Genomic DNA, 22,342 nt, shown 5'->3' on the forward strand with positions numbered 1-22,342 from the left:
TCGGTATACGAAGATTCGTAAGCCGTTACCAATCTTGGCTCTGCCCGATAGTTCCCCCAGTCCTCTAGGCCTTCAGCGATCCGCGTGGCCGGACAGCCGCAGCACGTCGCACCGCCGCATCGGGACACTCGATGGCCTCCTGTTGCCGCAGGGGGCCATCACACTTCGGCGAGCCTGCACCTTCCTGGCCGGCCGCCGCGAGAGCCGCACCGTCACGTCAGATGGCCGCGCTCGGCCAGCTCATCACCCGCGATGCCGCAACGCCGACCATCCGGACGTGGGGTCTTTGCTAAGCAAAGACATATCTTGCTCGCGCTGCGCCGGTGGGCAGTGAGGTTCCGGCCGTCGCATCCGTCTACTTGGGTATGACGTTCTTCCCCGCACGGTGGCGACCGGATCACGCGACCACGGCCCTGCTGCTCACGCTGCCGGCCTCGCCGACACCGGCGGGCGCGGTGGCGAGGCGGATGGCCGAGCTGCTGGAGCTGCACGAGCTCACGGACGAAGCAGTGCCGTGGTGGCAGCTCGCCGCCGCGTTCGGCGACCCGGACGCCCGGGACTACCTCCGCGTCCTCTGACCGGCCGGGTCACCGCCCAGGGGAGAGAGAACCCCTCCGCCATCCAGCGGAGGAGTCTTCGCTACGCGCGACTCTGTCCACGCCGCTGTGCAGCACCAACAGCGGCCGGCTCGGCGCGCCGACGGGGATCGTCGACGTCGCGGGCGACGACCCCGGAAACGACCCCAGGAACGACCCGGTCAACGAAGTGCGGCACCGCGCCGCGGTTCTGTCCACCCACTGTCCAGCGGTGGGCTGCACCGTTAGCGGCGCTACCACCCGGTTGACGGCACAGTTGACGGACGGGTTGACGGAGGCGTTACCGGTCCTGGTGGCGGTCGTAGCCGGCGGCGAGTTCGCGGGCCTGCCGGACGGCGGGCGCGCGGTGCATCGCCGCGGCGCGCAGCTGCTCCACCGCGACGACGACAGCGGGCGCGTGCGGCTCGGGCGACGTCGGCCACCACGCGCTCAGCAGCGGGCGGACAGCGTCGACGGCGGCCGCCACGTCGTCACGGCCCGGCCGGTCCTCGAGGAGTTCCAGGGCCGCGCGGGTCTGCGCGACGGTGTGCCGGATCCGCTGCCCGATGCCGTCCTCCCGCCACGCCGGCGCGGCCTGCCACACCTCGACCGCGGAGTGCACCGCCGCGGCGGCGGCCAGGACCTCGGCCACGAGTTCCGCGTCGGTGACGGCCGCCAGCTCGCGGATCGTCGCGCGGATGTCGGCGTCGTCGGTCACGCCCTGACCGTACCGAGCGCCGGGCCCGCCGCGGCCCGCGTCACGGCCGGACAGATGCTGGGCAGCCGGCGACGTCACGGGGCTGGGGCGCCACGCGCTGCAGGGCCACCGCGCCGGCGACCCGGTCGACGCGGTGAACCTGCACGGTAAATATGTCGGGCTGGACAGAGCGGCGTTGTCAGGCCGGTGACCTGCCGGTCAGTGGATGGACAGAGGGTGGACAGACCGCACGTGTAGCGAAGCAGTAGCGAACCGCCGTGGCGCCGTCGCCGGCGGCCGGCGCGTTCGTCGCGCGTGCGCGCGTTTTTGGGGTGTGAACGTTCGAACCGGCCGGCCGGCGGCGTTGCCACCCGCTGCTACCCGTTACCAGCCGCTGCCTGAGGCGCGGCGCCGGGCGTGCTATCGCCGGGTCGGTGCGGGCTGGTGTGCGGGGGCGGTCATTTCGAGCAGGACCTGGCGGGCGGCTTGGGCGTCGCCGAGGGCGCGGTGTCCGGCGCCGAGGGGCAGCCATCGGTAGGCGCGGGCCCAGTCGGTGCGGGCGAGCATCACGCAGCCCCAGCGGCCCGGCTTGGCGAGGTGCCCGAGGGTGAGGCCGGCGTCGCGGGTGTCGGCGGCGATGACGGTGTGGTCGTAGTCGGCGTTGTACGCCAACACGGTCCGGCCCTCGGTCACCTGCAGCAGCATCGGCAGCACTTCAGCCCAGGTCGGGGCGCCGACCAGGTCGGTGTCGGTGATGCCGTGCACGGCCTGGGCGCCCGGCTCGATGGGCACGCCGGGGTTGACGAGCGTGTCCAGGAGGGTGGCGCCGGTGTGCGCGTCGACGACGGCGATCTCCACGACGGCGCCGAACAGGTCGGTGGTCTCCGTGTCCAGCAGCACCGCGGCGCCGGGCTCCAGCATCGCGCGGGCCCAGTTGACCGCGGCGCCGGCCGCGGTCGCCAGAACGAGGTCGCGCTTGTACTGGGCGGTGACCGGGTCGTCGGCGATCGCCGCGGCGATCTGCTCGCGGGTCGGGGTGCCGTCGACGCGTTCCCAGTCCAGCTCCCACTTGCCGCCGCCGGGGTTGAAGTACGCCCACGTCTCGACGCCGAAGCGGGTGCCGAGGTCGGCGGCGAGCCGACGGATGATCTGCGCCCGGGACGGCGGCCTGCGCACGAGGGCCCGCAGCGCGGAGGGCTTGCCGGGTGGGACGGCGCGGACCTCGTTCCAGTCGACGCCGGGGATCTCGCGCAGCGCGTCGACGTCGCCGGTGCGGTAGAGCGGGACGGTGACGGTGCTGCGCCTGCCGACCGGCATCCGGGAGTACTTCGCCGCGGTGATCCAGCCGGCGGCGATCGCGTGCTCGAAGTCGACCCGGCGCACGTCCAGGTGGGCCGCGGCCTGCTCCGGGCCCAGCAGCCTGCGCGCGGCGAACGCGTCGTCGCCGGCGAGCCGCTCGACGTCCGCGATCGCGTAGCGGCCGAACCTGCCGGGCCGGACGTCGCACGCCGCGGCGTCGGCGGCGAGCTCGTCGCGGCGCCAGCGCAGCCGGGCGGCGGCGTCCCACCCGTCGAGGCTGGCCTTCCACCACGTCACCCGCTCGGTGACCATCGCGGTGACGACGGCGAGCCGGTCGGGGTCGTCGGCCAGGGCGAGGACGTCGGCGACCCGGTACAGCGGCCGGTCCTTGTACTCCCCCGCCACGGTCAGCACGCCCTGGGCGGCGAGGTCCTCGATGTCCTGCGGGTCGACGGGCAGGCCGGTCACGTCCCGCAGCCGGCCGGCGCAGCGGACCGCGCCGAGGGTCTGCTCGGCGGCGAGCTGCTCGCGCAGCTGCTCGACCTGCCCGGTGAGGACGTCGGCGGCCGCGGCGGACCAGCGGCCGCCGTCCACGTCCGGGGTCAGCAGCCCGAGCTCGCGCGCCCGGTCGACCTCACCGCGCAGCAGACCGATCCGGTCGGCCAGCTGGTGCGGGCCGTAGCTCGGCCCCTTCGCCGCCCTGCGCCCGGCCGCGGCCGCGGCGGCGGTCTCGGTCGTCGTCTCGGTGGTGGTCATCGGGCGTGCCTCGTCCGGGCGGGCCGGCGACCGGCGGCGGCCGCGGCGGGCAGTGCCCGGCCGGTCGTGGACGGCACCCGCACCGGGCCGGCCGCCGCGGCGTCAGCCCGCTCGGCGGGCCGCGGCGCCGTGTCGCCGGCGGGACGGGGCCCGCCCAGATGACCGCCCAGGTGCGCCACCGCGTAGGTGTGGCTGACCCCCTCGGCGCGGCGTTTCACGGTGCCGGCCTGCACCTCGACCCCGGCGGCACGCAGCACGTCTAGCAGTACCTGCGACTCGGCCGGGTCACCCTCCACCCTGATCTGCAACATGCCCCGACCGTACGACCGCGGGCACGCCTTGTCAAACCACAAAATTGCAGCTCAGAGCCAATAATGACGGCGGTTAGGTGGACTCCTAACCGCCTGCCAAGGGGCCGTTTTTCAGGGCTTCCAGCGCCATCTCCCGCTGGTGGGTCTGGATGGCCCGGTCGATGGCGTCGCGCAGTACTCGGCCGGTGGTCTGGACCTGGTCCATGAGCTCGTAGCGGGTGAGCAGGTCCGCGGCGCTGGGGCCGGCGCCGACGTAGTGGGGGCGGGGGTCGTTGCGGACCCCGCGCCAGTGGTCACCGTGCTGCTGGTACCAGTCCTCCAGCTTGGCCAGGATCGGCGCGGACACCCAGTGGCACGCGGCCACGAGCAGCTGCCCGACGTCGTCGGGGAGGTCCAGGGTGACGCGGTCGGTGAACGTCTCGTCGTGGGTGCCGCGGGGCCGGCCCCGGCGGGTCGCCGGCACCTTCTTCCCCTTGTACTTCGCCCAGCCCCGTTCCTCGATCATCGGGCGCAGCTCGGCAAGGACGACCGGGGTGGCCGCGCCGCGCAGCTCGCCGGCGGCGCGCATCGCCTGGAAGCGGCCCTCCAGCGCATCCAGGGCCCGGGCGCGCTGCGTCGCGGTCCACCGCTCCGCCGCGTCCCGCTCGTCCAGGCTGCCCCGCTCGGCCTTCCACCAGGCCCGCTCCGCCTGCCGCTCGAACTTGACCACCGCGCGCAGCCCGTCCGCCTGCTCCTTGGTGCACCGAGGGTTGAAACGCAACATGATGCCAGCATAGGGCACTTTTCAGCGGCGGCTAGGTGGCATCCTATCCGCGTGCCGGTATCCGGGTCGGTGCACACCGTGACCGATCAGCCGATGCGGGCACCCCGGCCGACGGGGGCAAGGTCGAAGGCATGCGTACACGAGGTCAACAGCACATGAGCAACGCGATCAGCCTGCTCACGCTGCGGGTCGCGGACCCAACGGGGAACCTGAAGGCAGAGGCCGACCTCGCCGCCGGCGTCTACGCCGAGGGCGGCGCCCACGCCGCCGCGGGAATGACCGCGGCCCTGGTGCTGGTGGCCGAAGAGCTGCTGAAGGACCTCCACGAAGCGACCGGCGCCGACCCGCAGACCACGCTGCAGCGCATCGCCCTGCGGCACGCCGGCGGGTAACCGTGCCAGCCTCGATGTCGGGCTGGGCGGTCACCTGGACGCGAACCTCCGGCCAGACCATCGGGCCGGTCGGGTCCACCCGGTGGGCGGTCCACCACGTGGCGCGGCAGCTCGCCGCGGCGGGCGGCGTCGCCACGGTGCTGCGCGAGGTTGGCGGCGGCTGGCGGGAGGTGGCCCGCTACAGCGACGACGGCACCCGCCCGGACGGGATGAGCCGCCACTTCCCCTGGATCCCCACGTCGGCCCGCAGACGGCCGGCCCGCGTCCCGCAACGCCCGCCGACCGGGGCCGCCCGCGGCAGCGCCGGCCCTGCACGCTCCGCACCACCGCGCCGACCCGAGGACGGGCGCAGGTTCCGGCGAAGGCCCTGAGCAGAGACCGGGTCAGCGACTCGCCCGGCGCGCGACCTGTGCCACGAGCAGCCCGGACAGCGTCAGCAGTCCGAGCATGACGACCAGCGGCATGTGGTCGTCCAACCGGTCGGTCCAGGCCAGCACGACCACGGGCGCGACACCCAGAAGCGTGAGCACTCCACCGATCCGCATCATCATGCCGGTAACCGTAGCGTCACTGCCCGCACCTGAAACGCCGCACCACCGCCGCGGCGTTTCAGCCGAGGTAGGAAGCGAGGGTGTAGCCGGGCGAGCGGTCCAGGCGCAGCCCGGCCCGGTCGTAGCGGCGGGTGGTGCGCGGATCCGCGTGCCCGAGGCCGTCCTGGATGTCCTCCAGCCGGGCGCCGGCGTCCCGCGAAAGGGTCGCGTACGCGTGCCTGAGGACGTGCGGCGACATCTTCGTCTTGATGCCGGCGGCGCGGGCCAGGCGGCGCAGCAGCCGCCAGACAGCGCCGCGGTCCATCCGACCGCCGCTGCCAGTGACGACGAGCGGGCGCCGGGCCCGGGCGCCGGCCTGCCCGGCCCGGACCGGGAGCCGGTCGCCGGCGAGATCCTCACGGTCGGCGTGGTACGCGTCGACGCGCTGCACCGCCGGCGGCGGAAGCACCACGGTGTGGGTCTGCTCGCCCTTGGCGGTAATGCCCAGGACGCGATGGCCGCGGTCGTAGCCCAGGTCCTCGACGTCGGCGCCGACGAGCTCGGAGACGCGGATGCCGGTGAGCAGCAGCACCGCGACGATCGCCGCGGCCCGCAGCGCCTGCGGGCCGGTGTCGGCGTCCGCGGCCGCCAGCAGCGCCATCGCCTGCTCGCGGGTCAGCCCGGCCGTCGACGACCTGGTGGGCGCCTTCGGCTTGCGCTTGGTGTCGATCGCGGCGGGGTTGGCTCTGTGCGTGCGTTCCTCCGCGATCATCCACGCGTACCACGAGGACACCGCCGCGAGCCGCCGCGCCCGGGTCGCCGGCTTGTCCCTGTCGGCCTCCAGGACCCGCAACCAGCCGTGGGTGTGGGTCCGGCTGGCCTCGGTAAGCGGGTCGATGCCGCTGGCGGCGCAGTACGCCAGCCACCTGCGTACGTCGCGGCCATAGGCGTCGCGCGTGTTGGTCGAGCCGTAGCCGAGCAGCCACTCGCGCAGCAGCTGCTCCACCTCGCCCACGTCGCCGGCGTCGTCGACGGCGCCGGCCGCCGCAGCGGTGAGCGCCCGCGGCGCGGCGGCGGGCAGGACCTCGCCGACGACAACGGTCATGATCACTCCTGTGGTGGGTCGTGTGATGATCGGCTGAGCGGGCCGGGGCCAATTTGGGTGGTCCCGGCCCGCCCGCTCGGGTCGTCGATGGTCAGGGCGTGGTGGGCCTCGTCGGGCTGCTCAGTCCTCGTCGTCGGTGTCGAGGTACAGCCGGTCCGCGGCCGCGAACGCCGCACGCAGCTCCCTGGCGAGCGGACTCAACGCGTCCTGGGCCAGGCCCAGGTGCGCCATGGCGCGGGCCGCAAGAGCCGAGGCGGTGTCGGTGCTGCTGCCGGTTGCCAGGTCCGGGTCGCCGGCGAAGTCGTGCATCCGCTGCAGGAGCTGAGCCAGCAGCTGCGGCAGCCAGTCGCAGGCGGTGTTCAGCGCGCCGAGCACCGCGGCCGCGGTGTTCGGGTCGGGCAGGGCCTCGCCGGACCGATCGAGGGTGGCGATGTTGAGGTACCGGACAAGCTCCGCAGCCTCGCGGGCGGCGGCCACGGTGTGCTCGCCGGTGAACACCCCGAACGGGTACCGCTCGGCAACTACCTGGTGCGCGGAGCGGGAACTGGCGGACAGGTCAGGCACGGGCGTCTCCGTTCTGCTTGGTGAGCTGGTCGGCGAACTGGGTGCTGGCGGCGCTGCTCAGGGCGTGCCGCAGGCGGGGGCTGGTGGCGTGGCCGTGGGCGACGAGCCAGCGCTTGACCGCGGTCACCCGGTCGACGCTCAGCAGCAGGGACAACACCTCCGACTCCACGAGGTCGGCGGCACGGGGCTCCCCGTGCGCGGCGGTGGAGGTGATCTCCTGGTGCTGCTCCCAGGCGACGCGGGCGGCCTCAGCGGCGTCGAGTTTGCGCTGCAGGTCGGCGGTCGCTTTCTCCAACGCCGTCCGGGCCGCCTCGACTTTCCCGGCGTAGTGCCGGCTGATCTCCGCACGGGCGACCTGGTCGGCCGTCTGGTCGGCCGGGTCGCCCCCGGACGTGGCGGCGGCCGGCTGCCCCGGCGGGCCGCTGGTCGGGTTGTCGGTCATGAGCGTCGGGTTCCTCTCGGGTGAGGGCTCGGTTCGGATGGGACGTACGGGCCGGGGCCAATTTGGGTGGTCCCGGCCCGCTCGCTCTGTCAGTCCTCGAGTCCGGTCGCGGCGGCACGGAGCGTGGCCAGCCAGCCGGCGGGGTCGCTGGGCGGGCTGGAGATGCCCGACAGGATCCGGCGCAGCGCCTCCTGGCGGGTGGAGAACCCGACCGCGGCGAGCCGCTCGTCGTCGTGCAGGACCAGGGCGACGGCGAGGGTCTCGCTGGTCGACCAGCCCTGGTACCGGCCGCCGTGCGCCTGCACGTAGCGGGCGCGCTGGACCGTCTCCTTGCCGAACGGGTCGGTGACGCGGGCCTGCGCGGCGTCCATCACCTCGTAGCGGTGCTCCCGGTCGTCCTGCTCGCGCTGGTACGCCTCGACCTCGGCGGCCAGCCGGCGGCAGCCCTCGGCGTGGCCGTCCTCGTTGTCCGACGGGTAGCCGTTGTAGGGCCCGCGGTCGGTGATGCGCCCGCCGCAGCCGCGGGGGCCGCCGCAGGTGAAGAACACGTACCGGTCGTAGCTGTAGCTCGACTCAGGCCCGGCGACCAGCTCGAACGCCTGTTCCCGCCGGGCGTAGTCCTCCGACCACGGGATCTCCAGCAGGTCGGCGATCTCGTCCCACGAGGAACCCTCGCCGCGCAGCCCCTTGGCGAACGTGTACGCCTGGTCCTGCGCCAGCCGCGCCACCGCGAGGGCGGCCTGCAGACCGGCGAGGGGCCGCGGCTCGGAGAAGCCGAACTCCGACTCCGGCCGGATCTTGCGGGTGGTCATCTCGTGCGGCGGGACCGCAGCCTTGATCGCGCGGTCGACGTACTGCCGGACAGTGGACATGTCCACCTCGGTGGACTTCGTGGTGCTGCCGGTGCTCACACGTTCCTCCTGCTGCTGTGTCGGTTGGGTCGGACGTTACGCGGGGGGTACGACATTTTTGTGCCTTCATAAGATCAGTTATGGAGGCATCAAAAAACGATCTTCAAACCGGCCGGCCCGAGCCGGCCGGAGGGTCAACGGCCACGCGTCCACGGGTTGGCGGCGTCGTAGCCGGCCCGCAGCGGCGAGCCGTGGGTGGGGCGCAGCTGCCGGCGGGCCACGTGGGCCGAGCCGTCCGGCTGCCGGGTGAAGGTCAGCTCGGTGCCGGAGTACCAGTGGTGCAGCTGGACCATGTCGTACTGCGTGAACGCGGTGCGCACGTACTCGCGCAGCGCCTGCTCGCTCGCCAGATCGACGCTGGGCAGCGCCTCCTGGACGTGGCGGCGGTCGCCCGGGCGGTGCGCGCAGGCCATCCACTCCCACCGCCGCGGCGGAACGTGGCCGGGCCACTGCGGCGCGATCTCCTCCGCGGCGAACACGTCGTCCAGGCCGCTGCGGGCCTCCAGCTCGGCGGTGATCAGGCGCAGGTCGGTCATCTCGTCCTCCTCAGCCGAAGAGCTTCTGTACGTGCGTGATCGAGCGGACCGGGATGAGCGTGAACGACCGCAGGTGCGCCTCGTCGTCCTGGTCGACGTCCCAGTTGCCCGGGCCCTCGTCCTCGGGCACGCGGATGACGCCGTTGGGGTTCGTGAGCAGCTGCTCGACGTGCGCCAGGACGTCGTTGTCGGCACGGTGGGTCTCGACGGACTCGCCGCCGATGAGGTGGAACCGCAGTCCGAAGTACATGGCCTTCCTCCTGTGGTCGAGGGCCGGCTCGCGCCGGCGGCACGGTCAGGGGTTGGGTTCGGCGTTCTCGCGGCCACGGGCGGCCTTCGCCGTGTCGGCCAGGCCGGGCCACCGCTTGCGCGCGGCCTGCCGGGTGATGCTGACGGCGTCGCCCAGGTCGCCGTAGTCGGCGCCGACCCGCGCCGCGGCGTGGGCCGCGACGGTGGCCCAGTCCTTGAGCTCCTCGCGCAGCAGCTCGCAGGCGGCGAGCATCGCCAGCCAGGAGGCGCGCTGCTGCTCGGGTGAGCCGTCGCCCGGCGCGTACGGCGGCCGGTCGCCCAGGCCCATGCGCCGGCGGGCCTCGACCCAGGCGAGTTCCTGGAGCTGCTCCTGCAGCCGCGCCCGGGCGGCCTGCTCGACCCGCTCGGTCTGGTCGCCGGCGGTGGGGTTGCCGGTCATGCCCGGTGTCCGCAGGTGTCGCAGATGAGCGCGAACCCGGGACCGGGGCGCCAGGTCCCCGCGGTGCCGCAGTCCGGGCAGCCCGGCTGGGCGTCGCCGGCGTAGTCGGCCTGCAGCTGGCGGACCTCGGCCAGCGCCTGCGCCCGCAGGGCTGCTTCGGCGGCCGGGTCGAGTCCGCCGACCCGGACGGTGTCGATGGCGTCGCCGAGCTCGGCGACGACCTGGGCGCGGTCGGCGGCCGCGAACGGCAGCAGCGGCTCGGTGGTGAGGTGCTCGGGCGGGGTGGGCCGGGTCCGGCGGGTGATCTGGTACTGGCTGTAGCGCAGCTGCAGCGGCTCGGTGCGGCCGGTGACAGTGACCAGCCACTGCGCGTCGCCGGCGACGTCGACGCGCTCGACGACGACGGTCTCCCCGGCGGCGTCGCCGTGGTGCACGAGGATCGTGTCGCCGGGCTGCGGGCCGCCCGGGCGGTCGTCGCAGGTCTGTTCGGCGAACTCGGCGCGGGCGACGTCCAGGTCGACGCAGTCGACGCGCTGGACGGCGTCGCCCTCGATCTGGCTGGTGACGACCAGGCCGCGGCGGGCGGTCCAGTACCGCTGGCCGGGGAAGTCGCCGCCGTCGTTGGTGAACGCCTCGAACAGCTCGTCGACGTCGCCGGCGGGCAGGGCGTACGGAGCGGCGGTGGCGAACGGCGTCGGCGGCATCTCCCGCTCGGTGAGCAGGTCCTCGGCCTCCCGGTCGCACATCGGGCAGGAGTCCCGCACCCGGTAGCCGTGGCCGCAGTCGCCGGCGGCGAGGGCCCGGGCGTGCAGGTCGGTGGCGACCAGCTGGACGTCGCCGCCGGCGGTCCGGGCGGCGGCCGCGGCCGCCATCACCGCGGCAAACTCCTCCGGGCGGGCCTGGCGGACGAAGCCGTCCGCGGCGGCGAGCCGCGTCAGGCGGTCGGCGACGGCCTGCAGCTGGCGGGCCAGGTCGCCGGCGTGGCCCAGCAGCGGTGTGGTGATCGTGTGCTGGTCGATCAGCGTCATGACGTCACCTCAAGTCCAATGCGACAACTTTGGTTGTCGCTGCAATTCGACTGTCGCAGCGACAACCAAAGTTGTCAACACTGGGCGGGTGCCATTCAGCGGTCGCGTTACGTGAGGTCGAAGTGGGTACCGTCTGGGCCGGCCTCGAAGAACGCGTCGACTTCGACGACGCCGGTGCAGCCGGTGTCGGGCCGGCTGGGGCACGGCCGCAGTTCTTTCGCCTGGTCGGGGCTCAGGGTCGCATCCTTCGCCGGGCTGACCTCGTAGCGCCCGCAGACGGGGCAGGTGACGTACTGTGCCCGCCGGATCCACGGGCCCAGGTTGCTGTCCGCATCGATCGCCATGCCAGGACGGTAGCGGGCCGGACCGGGGCCGGCGCCGCGGCCGCGGTGGTGGAGGACTTCGCGGTGGTGGCTACCAGGTGGGGTTCGGCAGATGACGGTCGACGAACGCCTGGAAGGCGGTCTGATCCTCTGCCGCCAGGAGCAGGACCGCCTGGTGGCACAGTGCGGCGGGCGGGCAGGTCGTGTGGTCGACGTCGGCCCAGCGGGCATAGTCGGCCTCGGCGTCGGCGTCCCAGCCATCGCGGATGGACACGGCCGGGCAGTTCAGGGCCCGGGCGGTCTCCAGTGCGCGCATCGACCTGATCTTGTCGTTGATCCTGTCCTGCATCTGCGGGTTCGGCTCGTAGGCGTTGCCCGGCTGCGCGTCGCACCTGCCGCCGTGCCCGGCCGGCAGGATGCACGGGACGCCCTCGTCGTCCTCGTCGCTCGGCAGCCGGCTCGCGCACGGCTGCCGCCACCGCAGTTCGCGGCGGCCGTCGTCGCTCCAGACCAGCCAGAGTCCTGCCGGGTCGTCGGCGCCCGGGTCCGGCAGGAGCTCCTGCATCACGGCGGTGTGCTGGAAGTGCATGGTCTCGGCCGGATATTCGCAGTACCAGGGCCCCCGGGACGGCTGATGCACGCCGTCCACGGCGGCCACCTCGCCGAACTCGCGCGAGGACAGCCGGGTCTCCGCTGCGCACTTCATCGGGTGTCTCCTTCGACGCCGGGCCGGGCACCAGCAGTCTCTCAGCCGCTTCGGGCTGCCGGAGGGAGCGACGCGGGCCGCCGTACGCGTACTGCACGGCGGCCCGGACCCGTCAGGCGATGAAGGCGTGGAACGCGTGACCGCCGGCGTGGTCCGCGTAGCGGTTGCATCCCTGCTCAGGCAACGACGGGCTGACCTCCTGACAGCCCTCCGGCCGGACGATCCACTCGTAGTCGCGCTGCAGCTCGTTGCTGGTCGCCGGCTTCTGCCAGGTCATCCAGTGGCCCTCGTACGGCTCGCCGTTCATGGCGCCGGTGCCGTCGACGAACGCCTCGCAGTTGCCGGCGTGGCCGGCGGCCAGGTCGCAGACGGCGACCTTCACGCCGGGGTATCGCTCGGTGTCCTCGTGCTCCTCCACGGCGTAGGCGAAGGGGCCGTTGAGGTCCTTCACCGACAGCCGCGCCTTCGACTCGCACCGGGGGTTGAAGTCCACGTCGGGCACGCTGGGGTCCTTCCCATCGAGATCGGTCAGCACGAGCGGTAACCGTACCCTCACACCACTCGGATCGGCGGAGCCGTCGTGACGCACGGCCGAGGCGACCCTTGGGGGGAAGAAGGGGACCTCCTTTGCGGAGGTGTCTGGCCGCTGTGAGCGGCGCCGGGAGCACCTGAAAGCGGCACTGACCTGCACTGTGAGCGGACAAGGGTGCGCTGCAGCAGGTGATCGCGCCCAGACCTGTCAACGGCCCATGTGACGTCCAGGTCGGCGAGCACCTCGGCGCCGCCCACAAGGCCCTCGGGGACGCCCCAGAACGCCGCGAGGGCCCGCCAGCAGCTGCTGGCGGGCCCTCGCGGTCTCGTGGCCTACAGGGTGAGGACGATGATCCAGACAATCAACACGATGACCTGCACCGCGACCTTGCGTGGCACATGGACCTGAATCGACAGGGAATCCATATGTCTCTCACCTCCCCCCAATGTGCGCGTCGGTGGTTCCGGCAACCGGGGCGCGTCGAGGGAAGTCTTGGGCGTGAGGCCGACCGTTCGTAGCGGTCGACCTCAAGAGCTCACTCGCCGGACGTCCGGCCAGCCTCTATCGTGCCCGTCCGAGGGCCCTTTCGCAACAAGGTCGATTGGCCTTCGTGTCGCCTCCCCACCCGCCCTCCGGGTATGTATGCAAGATGTTTGCTCAAACCAGCTCAAGGCCGGGTCGGATACCCGGCCCGTGACCTGCGGAATCGGTGTTCCTCTACGCTTCTCCCCCACTACTGCGTAACGGGGGGTTGCGCTGTGAAGGTGGGGATATCCGCAGGTCGTTGCCTACTGGCGACGCATGCAGTCGACCTGAGAGCGTCAAGTCGTCATGGTCTTCGGCGTGGTCTTCGTCGACAGGTCGATCTCGTACTGAACACCGTCGTCGGTCACTTTGGCCACTTCGGTCGTTCTGTGCAGTCACACCCTACAGAAAGCTCAGTTTCGGTTTTTCGAACGCGACCGACAGGATGGATAAATCTCACCGTATCGACTGTGCACTGTGAGGTTACTAGAAACGTGGTAACTTCTCCGGTAAAGATGGATCAACGTTATTGGCAAGCAGAATGGCAACGTAGATTGGCGGCTGTTTGCTGGGCCGAAAGCACGTCGCTTGGAACCCGTCTTCCAAGTTCGTATGTAAGGCAGGACTCCAGGTTCCTTTTCAACGACGGGTTCTAGTGGCATACTCATAGTTGAGGTCAACGGGGCTTGCATCGCCGCTGACCTGCGCAAAGCTCCCAATGTGGCTCGGTGGTTCCGGCAACTTGGGTAACGGCCTCCCTGTTCGTAGCAGGGAGGCCGTTTTGCGTGCGGCACATGATCTGACTGGGACTCACGTCGCTCCGCTGGTTCGTTGGACCAAAGTTCTCAGCACGTGGGCAACGACTCAACATCACCGAACGTGTGGGTCCACTTGGTAATCGCCGGATGACGCGCGGATGACGCGTCAGGTGGGCAACTGCCGATGCGTGCACGGTGATCCACTGCGAAGTCACTGCGTCGTTGCGACTGTCGGCGTGTCGCCGATAACGGCTTTTACCAGGCTCTTTGGTCGCACTGCTTGTCCGGCGTGGCCCTACACGGTCATCGGTCGTCTCGCAACCTGCGAGGTGACTCTCAGCGCGGCGGGACAGCCCTTCTGGTTGATGCCGGTCAGCGTCGCGGCCGTCGTCACGGCTGCGCTTCGCCTGGGGGTGGGGGCCGGCCGGACCTGCGCCGGCTACGCGTCCGGGGCCGGGCGCTGCCACTGCCGCTGGGTGTTGAGGGCGGCTGAGGCTGCCGCGCGGAGCTCGATGAAGCCCTCGGACAGCTCGTGCCGGCCGAGGGTGAGCTGCCGGATGCCCATGGCAAGGTCGCCGCGGGTCAGTTCGCCGGCGGCCCAGCGGTGGATGAGGTCGGCGAGGCGGTCGGTCTCGTGCCAGGCGGTCTCGTCGCCGCGGCCGGTGTCGGTGCCGCGGCGGACCAGAGGGATGGCGTTGAGCTCGCGCATGAGGGTGCGCAGCGGTTCGGGGGTGCCAGCAGGCAGGGCCGGCTCGGGGCGGTCTGGGGCGTCGAGCCGGGCGATCGCGGTGTCCAGGACGGCGGCCGCGTGGGTCGCGGCGGGCAGCTGGTCGCGCAGCTGCCGGAGCCGGGCCAGGGCGTGGGTGGTGTCGTGGCGGCGGCGGGCGATGCCTTCGCCGAGGTCGGTAAGCAGGTTGCCGAGGGCGTGGCCGTCGACGGCCAGGTGCCGATCGTCGCCAAGCTGCTGCCAGGCCACGCCGATGGCGCCGTCGAGGTGCATGAGCCCTTGGTCCTGGCCGTTGTTCGGCAGACGGACCGGCTCGTCGCTGCGGGCCGGCGGGTGGCCCGCTGTGCTGGGTGTCGCCGGCGTCGGCGGGGTGGTCATGCTGCTGCTCCGACGCCGGCTTCCGCTGGGGGGCTGAACTGGGTTTCCGTTTCGTCCTCGTCGAGCGCGGGCCGGACCTCGACGTCGAGGATCCGCCGGGTCGTGGGGGGAAGGGTTCGGACCTCGTCTCCGACGAAGGTGGCGCCGCCGCCGGTGCCGGGGATCGGCTCGACCTGGTCGGCGATGACCCGCATGCGCAGTTCGCGGTCCAGCAGCAGCTCGGCCTCGCGGGTGTGCTGGCGGGCGTTGCGCCAGCTGGACAGCTGGATCGCGCCGATGCCGGCGGGCACGTGCAGGCGCAGGAGCACGTCGTCGCCGAAGCCGAGTGCCACGCCGGGGTCGGCGCTGGTGGACTGGTAACGAGGCTCGGTCCACTCGGCGCCGACCATGTCGGCGCCGTCGCGCCAGGTGTCGCCGAGCGCCCGGGCGGTGTCGTGCAGGCCGCGCCAGACTTGGACCGGGACGTGCAGCGGCGAGGCTTCCATGGCGCTGTCGATGAGCGCGACGTGCACGTACACCGACTCGTGCGTGGGCTCGGCGCCGGGGGCCTCGCGGATGGTGAAGCTGGTCTCGGCCTCGTCGGCGCCGCGCAGGTACTGGTTGACGCGGCGGAACGTGCTGCACCGGTAGAGGCGTAGCGCCCGCTCCACCGCGGCGGTGGTCTCCGGCCGCCAGCCCGGATCGGCGTCGAGGTCCAGCTGCGAGGTGGTGTCGAGCCGTTCGTTCTCGGGCCGGTCCGGCAGCCGGGCCGACACGGCGGCCAGAGCGGTCTCGCCGACGCGTTCATGCTGGTACATCGGGTCCGCGGCGGCCGCACGGTCGGCGGCGATGCGGATGCTGAGCGCGTCGTGGATCTGCTGCAGCTGGCCGCGGTCGAGGTCGAGGTCGACGACCTTGCCGTCCGGGGTTTCGGCCTGCAGGCGCCGGCGCCCGTCCGGCAGCACCTGGCTCCAGTCCAGGACGGCGTTGTGCTCGCCGCGCGGGTAGAACGTGTCGGCCGTGTTGTCGACCCATTCGCCGGCGCCGGCCGGGGCGGGGTCGGGCCGGGACAGGGTGCCGGCCAGTGCGGTGCGCAGGTCGAGCAGGTCGCCGGGGGTCATGTCCATGGCGGTGCCCGTGACGTCGTTGCCGATGTCCAGCTGCCGGTTGCCGTCGTCGTGGCGGGTGGACCAGTCCAGGTATGGCCCGTCGGCCTCGTCGTCCGCACCGGCCGGGGCGGGGAAGTACACGCCGACCTCGGCGGCCGCGACGGTGAGGTCCTGGTCGAACTGAGCATGGATGCCGCGCAGCTGCCCGCCGGTGAACGCCACGGCGACGGCGTCCTCGCCGTTGCCGACCTCCAGCATCACGCCGCCGTCGGGGGTCCGGACGCTGTAGTCGAGGTAGCCGCCGTCCTCGAGTTCGACCGCGGCGTCCGGGTCGGGTTCGCCGGCGGTGGCCCGGGCGAGGCCCTCGCGCAGCTGCTCCAGCTCGTCGGCCGTCACCGAGACGCACACCGCGTCGGTGCCGTCGCCGAGCTCCACGTTGCGGCCGCTGCCCAGCTGGTGGCGGCTGCTCCAGTCCAGGTACGGCGCGTCGCCGTCCGCGTCGACGTACCAGCCGCCCGGCGCGACGTCCCCGACCGGCGCCGCGGCCGCGAAGGCATGCTCGGCGTCGCCGGCGGCCGCGGCCGGCTCGATGGTGCCGCCGGCGGGCAGCGCTGGGGGCGCGGTGCTCGCCGTGCCGGCGGGCAGGGCCGGCTGTTCGTCCTCGGCGTCCAGGTCGCCGTCAAGGTCGGTCTGGGTCTTGAGCACGTGCACGGCGTGCTGCAGCTCGCCGGCGAAGGTGTCCATCTCGTCGGCGGCGCGGTTGATCGGGTCGGTGACGAGCGCCGCGGCCTTGGTCGCCGCGTCGTGGTCCAGGCCCCGGGACCTGGCGTACGCGTACAGAGTGGCGTGGATCTGCGCCACGCTGCTGCGGATGTGCTCGGCGGTCTTGGCGCCGGTCTGTTCACAGGCCCGCAGCCAGGCCGTCAGGTCGTCGCCGTCGTTGGGGTCGCAGGGCGGCAGGATCGTCGGTTGGTCGGCCACGGCGGGCCCCTTCCCTACAGGTCTTGCACAGCTCGTAGCGCGGCGTCGACCGCGTCCATGGTGTCGCCGTCCAGCGCGTCGACGCGCTCGACCAGGCGCCGGCGCATCACCGGCTCGATGCTCAGCGCGCGGGCCCACCCGTGCCCGCCGGCGCGGACGGCCAGGAGGCTGCCGGGGTCCTCGTCGACGACGTGCACCGCGAGGACGACGGGCAGGTCCTCGGCGGCGTTGACGGCGTCGGCGGACACGATCAGCCGCAGTGTGGGCTGGCCCGGGCGGACGGCGACCGGCTGGTAACGCCACACCTCGCCGCGCCTCGGGGGCCGCGGGGCCGTCACGCGGCGTACCGCTCGGCCTCGGCGTCCTCGGCGTAGTCGGGCCGGTCGGCGTACCAGGCGGCCTCGGCCTGCAGCGCGTCGGCGAGGCGGGCCTGCCGCACCAGCCGCTCCACCAGGGCGCTGACGTTGCCGGAGGTCTCCGTCTGGGCCCGCCGGTCGAGGTAGGCGGCGGTCTCCTGGTCCACGCTAAGCGACAGTCGTTGCTTCATACGCGAATCCTACGATGCGTAATACGGTCGTAGGAAGGTCGTGGTGTGCCATGTTTCCGCAGGTCGTAGCAATCTTGAAACGGCGACGAAGGCCTGCCGGCGAGGCCTGCGGCGGCCGCGGGCGACGGTGGGGCGGTGTTGGCGCGGCGGCCCGGCTGGCTGTTTGGCTGACTGTTCGGCTGGCGTCGCCTGTCCGTGTATGAGGCGCGTATGAGGCGTGTAGATGCTGGTCGGAGGGGTGTGCACGCCGTACCTTGTCGCCATGCTCTCCATCGCGCTGCTGAACCAAAAAGGTGGGGTCGGGAAGACCGCCATCGCCATCAACCTGGGGGCCGCGCTCGCCGAGCTCGGCTACCGGGTGCTGCTGATCGACCTGGACCCGCAGGGCCACCTGACCGAGGCGTGCTCGCTGGCGGAGACCCAGGAGCCGGCGACGCTGGCCAACGCGCTGCTGATGGAGGGCAACACGCTCACGGCGGAGCACGTCAAGGCGCTGGTCACGACATGGCGCGAGAACATCGACGTGGTGCCGACGAACCTGGACGCGTTCAAGCTGGAACGGCAGCTGTACCGGGTCCGCGGGGCGGAGTACCGGCTGGAGCGCGTCGTCGAGCTGCTCGCCGCGGGCGGCGGCTACGACGTCTGCCTGATCGACTGCCCGCCGAGCCTCGGCGTGCTGACCGACAACGCGCTGGTCACCGCGGAGCAGCTGATCATCCCGGTGCAGGCGGAGGACTCGACGCTGCGGGCGCTGCGGCTGCTGCTGGAGCAGGTCACGGCGGTCAAGACGGAGCTGCGCACGGACATCGACATCCTCGGCATGGTCGTCAACCTCTACGACCGGCGCAAAGGCCAGATCGTCACGTCGACCCTGGCGACGCTGCGGGAGATGCCGCTGCCGATCCTGGCCACGATCCACGACCGGGCCGTGATCCGCGAAGCGTGGCGGCTCGGCGTCTCGGTGCTGGAGCACGCCCCGCAGTCCGACGCCACCGAGGCGTTCCGCGCCCTGGCCAAGCACCTGGTCGCCGCCTGATGGCCGGCGCGAAGAAGCTGGGCGCCCCGAAGGGCGCCACCGAGGCGGCCAGCGCCGCCGTCACCGCTACCGCGTCCACGGCCGACATCGAGGCCGACCGGATCCGCCGGCTCAGCGACCGCTACGCCAGCGACGGGCAGGCCGCGCTGTCCTGGCCCGGCACGCCACCGCCCGCTGCGCCGGCGCCGCCGGCGAAGCCGGCCCGGCCGCCACGCACCGAACCGGAAGGCATGACCCGCCGCACCTACTACCTACCGACCGACGCCGCCGACGAGCTCGCCGCCGCCGTCGAGCGGATCCAGCGGGCCACCGGCGGCCAGGTCCCGAAGCACGTCGCCCTCGGCGCGATCGTGATGGCCGGCGTCACCCAGACCGACGCGATCATCCCGCATCTGCGCGAGGCCCTGCTGCGCCGCCTCACCGGCGAGTTCACCGACGAGGACGACACGCCGCATACCAACGTGGACCAGCCGCACACTGACGTATGAGGCGGGTATGAGGAACAGCCCGACCGGGATATACGGACAGCGAAGCCGTGTCACGAAATAGGTTTCCGCATCACGTGCCCGTCGTTCCGGCCGATGTTCATCCTGCCGTACGCAAAGCCTCATACCTCAGTACACCTATGTATGAGGCCTGCGATAACTGTCAGTAAGATCATTCTTGCGTGTCGACATTGCCGCAGGTCATGCCATGGCAAAAATCGACGGAAAGGCATCGATTCAGCCCCGAAAGGGATTCCGTGACGCCGAAACCGCTGTCACGAAATTCCGGCAGCCGCTCCTGGACACACAGATCAGAGAGCCGTCACATGGGCCTCATACCCAGGTATGAGGCCACCGCGCGACGCGCTCCTGGGCAGACTGTCGATCCGCGTGGACCCGCCGGCCGACACGCAGCGCCGTGCCGCTGGGCAGAGTTTCGTAACGGCCGTCAACGCGTCACGAAACTCTTGTTGTAGGGCAGCCAGGCAGGCTGCACGCCAACGGTGATAGTCAGCCAGGAGATCATGATCGGCGCGCACACCTCGCACAGGCTCGCGTCCACGACACCCTCCACGGCCGCGCCGGGCAGTGCCGCGCCATGCACCCGGCCGATGGCCGGCCGCGGGCACGCAGTCGCACCGACCCGCAGCTGGCACCGCCGCCGGGGACGACGGCCGCGGGCCACGGCCTGCCGGCACGCGTCGCTGCAGAAGCGCCGGCGCCGACCGGACCCGGCTGGCTCGGGCAGCTCGGCGCCGCACCGCTCGCACCGCGGCGCCGAGCCGGCCACCTCGTCGTCCAGGTCGACCGGGTCGTCCGTGAGCTCGGCCGCGGCCGAGGGCTCCGCCGGCCCGGCCGGCTCGCTCGCAACGGTCACGCCGCGCAGCCTAAGCCCGCGCCCACGTCAGCGGCGCTGCTGCCGGGACCGCAGATGGGCGGCGGCCGCCGCGGCCCGTGCCGCACGCCGCCCAGCAGACGGCGTCGCCGCGGCCGCGGCGCGATCGCGAACCAGCACGTCCGCCCACGCCGCGTCGGCCTGCGCGGCCGCGGTCAACGCCGCGGCGATCTGCGCCGGCGGCTCCTCAGGCACCGCCCGGGCCAGCAACCAGGCCAGATAGGACGCCGGGGCGTGGATCTCGTCCCGGTCGAGCATCGCCCGGTTCCCGGCCTCCCGCAGCCGCAGCTCGGCCTCGGCCGCGACGTCGTCCGGCGTCCACCGGTCCAGCCGCAGCTTCGTCAGCACGCCCGCCAGGGCCGGGACGTCGTCCGCACCCCGGATGAACCCGAAACGCCCGTCAGCGGCCAGCTCACGGGCCAGACGGGCCGCTCCAGGCGCCCACCGGCACTTCCGGTCCGACCGAACCCCATCTGTTGGTGAGTGGCGCGTAGCGCCGCCTTTATGTCCCTTCCCGGCCGGCACTGACGACGGCGCCGACGGTGGCTTTTCCACAGCAACCGGGCACGAGAACAACCCGCGACGAACGGGAACGCTCCCGATAACAGCGGGTATGAGTGAGGGGGGGACATTTCCTGAAGATGGGCGCTGACCAGGGTGGTTATCCACAGGGGTATCCCCAGGCGCATCCACAGCCGTGAGCGTGCGTGCGGGGGCGGCGAGCTCGTCGAGCCACGCCGCGGCCTGCTCCACGTAGGGCCACAGATCTTCGTCGGTGATCTCGCGGGCCCAGTCCGGGATCAGTAGCCGGAACTCCACCCGGTTGACCCACCGCTTGCGCTGCGCCGGCGACACGTCCTCGTCGGCGGCCGCGGCCGCGCGCTGCTTCGCGGTGAGCAGCTCCCCGGGGTCCTCGACGGAGACCAGGCCGCGATCGCCGAGCAGCTTCGCGTGCCGGGTGAACGTCTTCTCCGCGAACCCGTTCAGCGCCGCGGCGACCTGCCGGCCGGGGCGGGACCGGCGGCCGGAACGCCAGTCCGCGGACACGGCAAGGACCGCGGCCAGCCGGGCGATGTTCGAGCGGGCGTCGCTCCTGGACGCGCCGGGCGGCCGGCTGACGTCGATGTCGTAGAGCGCCAGCGCCAGCCAGGCCAGGACTCGAGGCTGCCGGCAGGCGGACACGGCCTGCACGACCAGCAGCGCCGCGTGTTCCTCCATCCGCCGCGGCGACAGCCGGCGCTTGCTGCCCGGGTCCTTCGGCGCCTTGCGCACCGGCGAGCACGACAGCCGCGCCCGGCGCAGCCGGTGCTGCAGGTCGGTGCCGCCCGCCAACGCCGGCGCCACACGGGACAGCCGCGTGGCCGAGCTCGGCGCGCCCATCCGCACGTGGAACTGGCACAACGTGCGGGTCGCGTCGACGGCCTGGACCAACTGCCCGCGGTCCTGGCACGGCACGCAGTGCCCGGCCAGCGTCCGCGCGGTCACCACACACCACCAAGCGCGAACGTGCGCCGGCGGCGTCCAGACGAACGGGCCGTGAAGGTTTCCCCAGCGATGAATGCCGAGGTGGTGCTGCGTCTAGGGCAGGTGCCTGTACCTGCGCAGGCAGGGTCGACCTGACACGCCGAAAACGTGCCCGGAGACAAGAAAGCACCCACCCTGGAGGTGAGTGATATCGTGTCCCCCAGAGCATCAGAGCCTCAGATCCCACTCGCGGCCAAACGAACCGGGTCTGGGGCTTTTTGCCGTCTATGAACTTGTGCGCGGCGCCGCTGGGCGCGGATCGTCTGGCGCTAGTCCTCCAAGATCAAACATGTAGCCATTCGATGGATCTTATGACGCAGCCGAGCCTAAACCGGGCACCGACACGCTGCGTGTGCTACGGCACCCATTCACACGTGGACACACGTCCCTGGTCAAGTTGGCCAGGGTTAACCACACCGCGGTCGCGTCGTCGTGCGGTTTGCCCCGCCACCTGCGCGGATCCGGGTCGGACGTCTCCGCCGCCCGCACCGCGCCGATCACGCCGTACAGGCCGTTCTCGGCCAGGTCGAAGACGTCAGCCCAGGTCCAGCCGTACCGCTCGGTGAGTCGGCTGACGCCGTCCGAGCACAGCAGTGCCCGGTCGACGTCCTCGCGCGGCACGCTGCCGGTGAGCGCCTCGTCGGCCGCGGCGGGCACCGCGCTGGCAACCCAGAACCCGCCGGGCTGGTTGCGGACCGTCCGCACGAACTCCGGCGTGTAGGTCCGCACCGCGCCCTCGGCGATCGGTGCGCCGCGCAGCTGGTCGACGCGGTCGTCGATGACGACGGTGTACGTCCGGTCGGGGTGCTCGAGCACAACGGCACAGTCCGCAAGCACGAGCCACTCCACCCGGTCGCCGGCGACGCGCAGGACGGCGAGGGCCGCGCCCGGCGACAGCGGATCGGTGAGGTCGCAGCCCGGGCCGTGGTCCGCGCAGGTGCGCTGGATCGCCTCGGCCGTCGCGGCCGTCAGCGTCTGACCCGGCCCAGCCGCCGCGAGCTCGGCCTCCAGCCGGGTCGCCAGGCGCTCGACGACCCACGTGATCGCGTGGGTGCACCCGCCCGTGTGCCCCGGGTAGCGGCCGGCGCCGTCGAGCACGAACGCCCACCCGTCACCGACGCGGTACGCGTCCTCGTTGACCGCTCCCGGCGCGGCCTCGGTACATGTCTCGGTCGCTAGTTGCATGCGCCGACCAGGTTCGTGGGGACCGCGACTACCACCATGCGGCAGCGAGGGTGCT

28 protein-coding genes are annotated in these 22,342 nt (G+C 72.3%); 5 read left to right on the forward strand and 23 right to left on the reverse strand.

Going from position 1 to position 22,342, the window contains the following annotated elements:
- The first annotated feature begins 323 nt into the window (after window positions 1-323).
- Window positions 324-578, forward strand: coding sequence for a hypothetical protein (locus ACQEVZ_RS60665; RefSeq protein ID WP_433386454.1), 255 nt, complete (start codon window positions 324-326; stop codon window positions 576-578).
- 298 nt (window positions 579-876) lie between these two features.
- Here the strand turns inward: ACQEVZ_RS60665 and ACQEVZ_RS60670 are convergent, their stop codons facing one another.
- The 4 genes from ACQEVZ_RS60670 to ACQEVZ_RS60685 all read right to left on the reverse strand — a co-directional run bounded on the left by ACQEVZ_RS60670 (window position 877) and on the right by ACQEVZ_RS60685 (window position 4,401).
- Window positions 877-1,293 (reverse strand): hypothetical protein, encoded by a 417-nt coding sequence (locus ACQEVZ_RS60670; RefSeq protein ID WP_433386456.1) that lies wholly within the window; start codon window positions 1,291-1,293, stop codon window positions 877-879.
- Between the two features lie 399 nt (window positions 1,294-1,692).
- Window positions 1,693-3,327, reverse strand: a complete 1,635-nt coding sequence (locus ACQEVZ_RS60675) for a 3'-5' exonuclease (RefSeq protein WP_433386458.1) — start codon at window positions 3,325-3,327, stop codon at window positions 1,693-1,695.
- The gene (locus tag ACQEVZ_RS60680; RefSeq protein ID WP_433386460.1) at window positions 3,324-3,638 is read right to left on the reverse strand and encodes a hypothetical protein; all 315 of its coding nucleotides are present in this window, start codon (window positions 3,636-3,638) and stop codon (window positions 3,324-3,326) included. Before ACQEVZ_RS60680 ends, ACQEVZ_RS60675 begins: the two co-directional genes overlap by 4 nt.
- Window positions 3,639-3,723: 85 nt before the next feature.
- On the reverse strand, window positions 3,724-4,401 hold the full coding sequence (locus ACQEVZ_RS60685) for a hypothetical protein (RefSeq protein ID WP_433386462.1): 678 nt from the start codon (window positions 4,399-4,401) through the stop codon (window positions 3,724-3,726).
- 155 nt (window positions 4,402-4,556) lie between these two features.
- Between ACQEVZ_RS60685 and ACQEVZ_RS60690 the strand changes: the two genes are divergently transcribed.
- Together ACQEVZ_RS60690 and ACQEVZ_RS60695 are read left to right on the forward strand one after the other, a co-directional pair.
- Window positions 4,557-4,793, forward strand: a complete 237-nt coding sequence (locus ACQEVZ_RS60690) for a hypothetical protein (protein WP_433386464.1) — start codon at window positions 4,557-4,559, stop codon at window positions 4,791-4,793.
- Between the two features lie 14 nt (window positions 4,794-4,807).
- Window positions 4,808-5,164 (forward strand): hypothetical protein, encoded by a 357-nt coding sequence (locus ACQEVZ_RS60695; protein ID WP_433386466.1) that lies wholly within the window; start codon window positions 4,808-4,810, stop codon window positions 5,162-5,164.
- 12 nt (window positions 5,165-5,176) lie between these two features.
- Here ACQEVZ_RS60695 and ACQEVZ_RS60700 read toward each other — a convergent pair whose 3' ends face one another.
- The 16 genes from ACQEVZ_RS60700 to ACQEVZ_RS60775 form a co-directional block, all read right to left on the reverse strand.
- Window positions 5,177-5,344, reverse strand: coding sequence for a hypothetical protein (locus ACQEVZ_RS60700; protein ID WP_433386468.1), 168 nt, complete (start codon window positions 5,342-5,344; stop codon window positions 5,177-5,179).
- 58 nt (window positions 5,345-5,402) lie between these two features.
- Window positions 5,403-6,428, reverse strand: a complete 1,026-nt coding sequence (locus ACQEVZ_RS60705; protein ID WP_433386470.1) for a tyrosine-type recombinase/integrase — start codon at window positions 6,426-6,428, stop codon at window positions 5,403-5,405.
- A gap of 120 nt (window positions 6,429-6,548) precedes the next feature.
- Window positions 6,549-6,992, reverse strand: coding sequence for a hypothetical protein (locus tag ACQEVZ_RS60710; RefSeq protein ID WP_433386472.1), 444 nt, complete (start codon window positions 6,990-6,992; stop codon window positions 6,549-6,551).
- Window positions 6,985-7,434, reverse strand: coding sequence for a hypothetical protein (locus ACQEVZ_RS60715; RefSeq protein ID WP_433386474.1), 450 nt, complete (start codon window positions 7,432-7,434; stop codon window positions 6,985-6,987). The genes ACQEVZ_RS60710 and ACQEVZ_RS60715 overlap by 8 nt, the downstream gene beginning before the upstream one ends.
- Before the next feature lie 89 nt (window positions 7,435-7,523).
- Entirely contained in the window at window positions 7,524-8,345 is an 822-nt protein-coding gene (locus ACQEVZ_RS60720; RefSeq protein WP_433386476.1) for a hypothetical protein, read from the reverse strand.
- Window positions 8,346-8,479: 134 nt separating this feature from the next.
- Window positions 8,480-8,881, reverse strand: a complete 402-nt coding sequence (locus ACQEVZ_RS60725) for a hypothetical protein (protein ID WP_433386478.1) — start codon at window positions 8,879-8,881, stop codon at window positions 8,480-8,482.
- 10 nt (window positions 8,882-8,891) lie between these two features.
- Window positions 8,892-9,131: a hypothetical protein gene (locus ACQEVZ_RS60730; RefSeq protein ID WP_433386480.1), complete on the reverse strand. Its 240-nt coding sequence runs from the start codon at window positions 9,129-9,131 to the stop codon at window positions 8,892-8,894.
- Window positions 9,132-9,176: 45 nt separating this feature from the next.
- Window positions 9,177-9,569, reverse strand: coding sequence for a hypothetical protein (locus tag ACQEVZ_RS60735; RefSeq protein ID WP_433386482.1), 393 nt, complete (start codon window positions 9,567-9,569; stop codon window positions 9,177-9,179).
- Window positions 9,566-10,597, reverse strand: coding sequence for a hypothetical protein (locus tag ACQEVZ_RS60740; protein WP_433386484.1), 1,032 nt, complete (start codon window positions 10,595-10,597; stop codon window positions 9,566-9,568). Before ACQEVZ_RS60740 ends, ACQEVZ_RS60735 begins: the two co-directional genes overlap by 4 nt.
- A 107-nt stretch (window positions 10,598-10,704) precedes the next feature.
- Window positions 10,705-10,941, reverse strand: a complete 237-nt coding sequence (locus ACQEVZ_RS60745; RefSeq protein ID WP_433386486.1) for a hypothetical protein — start codon at window positions 10,939-10,941, stop codon at window positions 10,705-10,707.
- 70 nt (window positions 10,942-11,011) lie between these two features.
- A complete protein-coding gene (locus tag ACQEVZ_RS60750; RefSeq protein WP_433386488.1) occupies window positions 11,012-11,626 on the reverse strand; it encodes a hypothetical protein in 615 nt (204 codons plus the stop codon).
- Between the two features lie 112 nt (window positions 11,627-11,738).
- A complete protein-coding gene (locus tag ACQEVZ_RS60755) occupies window positions 11,739-12,161 on the reverse strand; it encodes a hypothetical protein (RefSeq protein WP_433386490.1) in 423 nt (140 codons plus the stop codon).
- A 1,719-nt stretch (window positions 12,162-13,880) separates the two neighbouring features.
- Window positions 13,881-14,546, reverse strand: a complete 666-nt coding sequence (locus ACQEVZ_RS60760) for a hypothetical protein (protein ID WP_433386492.1) — start codon at window positions 14,544-14,546, stop codon at window positions 13,881-13,883.
- Entirely contained in the window at window positions 14,543-16,615 is a 2,073-nt protein-coding gene (locus ACQEVZ_RS60765; RefSeq protein WP_433386494.1) for an ADP-ribosyltransferase, read from the reverse strand. The genes ACQEVZ_RS60760 and ACQEVZ_RS60765 overlap by 4 nt, the downstream gene beginning before the upstream one ends.
- 14 nt (window positions 16,616-16,629) lie before the next feature.
- Complete coding sequence (locus ACQEVZ_RS60770; RefSeq protein WP_433386496.1) at window positions 16,630-16,920, reverse strand: type II toxin-antitoxin system PemK/MazF family toxin; 291 nt, start codon at window positions 16,918-16,920, stop codon at window positions 16,630-16,632.
- A 29-nt stretch (window positions 16,921-16,949) separates the two neighbouring features.
- On the reverse strand, window positions 16,950-17,162 hold the full coding sequence (locus ACQEVZ_RS60775) for a hypothetical protein (protein WP_433386498.1): 213 nt from the start codon (window positions 17,160-17,162) through the stop codon (window positions 16,950-16,952).
- A gap of 262 nt (window positions 17,163-17,424) precedes the next feature.
- On the opposite strand from ACQEVZ_RS60775, the gene ACQEVZ_RS60780 reads away from it, so the two are divergent.
- Both ACQEVZ_RS60780 and ACQEVZ_RS60785 read left to right on the forward strand, forming a co-directional pair.
- Window positions 17,425-18,198: a ParA family protein gene (locus ACQEVZ_RS60780; RefSeq protein WP_433386500.1), complete on the forward strand. Its 774-nt coding sequence runs from the start codon at window positions 17,425-17,427 to the stop codon at window positions 18,196-18,198.
- Window positions 18,198-18,686, forward strand: a complete 489-nt coding sequence (locus ACQEVZ_RS60785) for a hypothetical protein (protein WP_433386502.1) — start codon at window positions 18,198-18,200, stop codon at window positions 18,684-18,686. The genes ACQEVZ_RS60780 and ACQEVZ_RS60785 overlap by 1 nt, the downstream gene beginning before the upstream one ends.
- 445 nt (window positions 18,687-19,131) lie before the next feature.
- On the opposite strand, the gene ACQEVZ_RS60790 is transcribed toward ACQEVZ_RS60785, so the two are convergent.
- The 3 genes from ACQEVZ_RS60790 to ACQEVZ_RS60800 form a co-directional block, all read right to left on the reverse strand.
- On the reverse strand, window positions 19,132-19,560 hold the full coding sequence (locus tag ACQEVZ_RS60790; protein ID WP_433386504.1) for a hypothetical protein: 429 nt from the start codon (window positions 19,558-19,560) through the stop codon (window positions 19,132-19,134).
- A gap of 27 nt (window positions 19,561-19,587) precedes the next feature.
- Complete coding sequence (locus tag ACQEVZ_RS60795; RefSeq protein WP_433386506.1) at window positions 19,588-21,063, reverse strand: hypothetical protein; 1,476 nt, start codon at window positions 21,061-21,063, stop codon at window positions 19,588-19,590.
- Window positions 21,064-21,411: 348 nt separating this feature from the next.
- On the reverse strand, window positions 21,412-22,287 hold the full coding sequence (locus ACQEVZ_RS60800; protein WP_433386508.1) for a protein phosphatase 2C domain-containing protein: 876 nt from the start codon (window positions 22,285-22,287) through the stop codon (window positions 21,412-21,414).
- Window positions 22,288-22,342 lie beyond the last annotated feature (55 nt).

Source organism: Dactylosporangium sp. CA-152071 (assembly GCF_050936335.1).
Taxonomy (GTDB): Bacteria; Actinomycetota; Actinomycetes; order Mycobacteriales; family Micromonosporaceae; genus Dactylosporangium; species Dactylosporangium maewongense.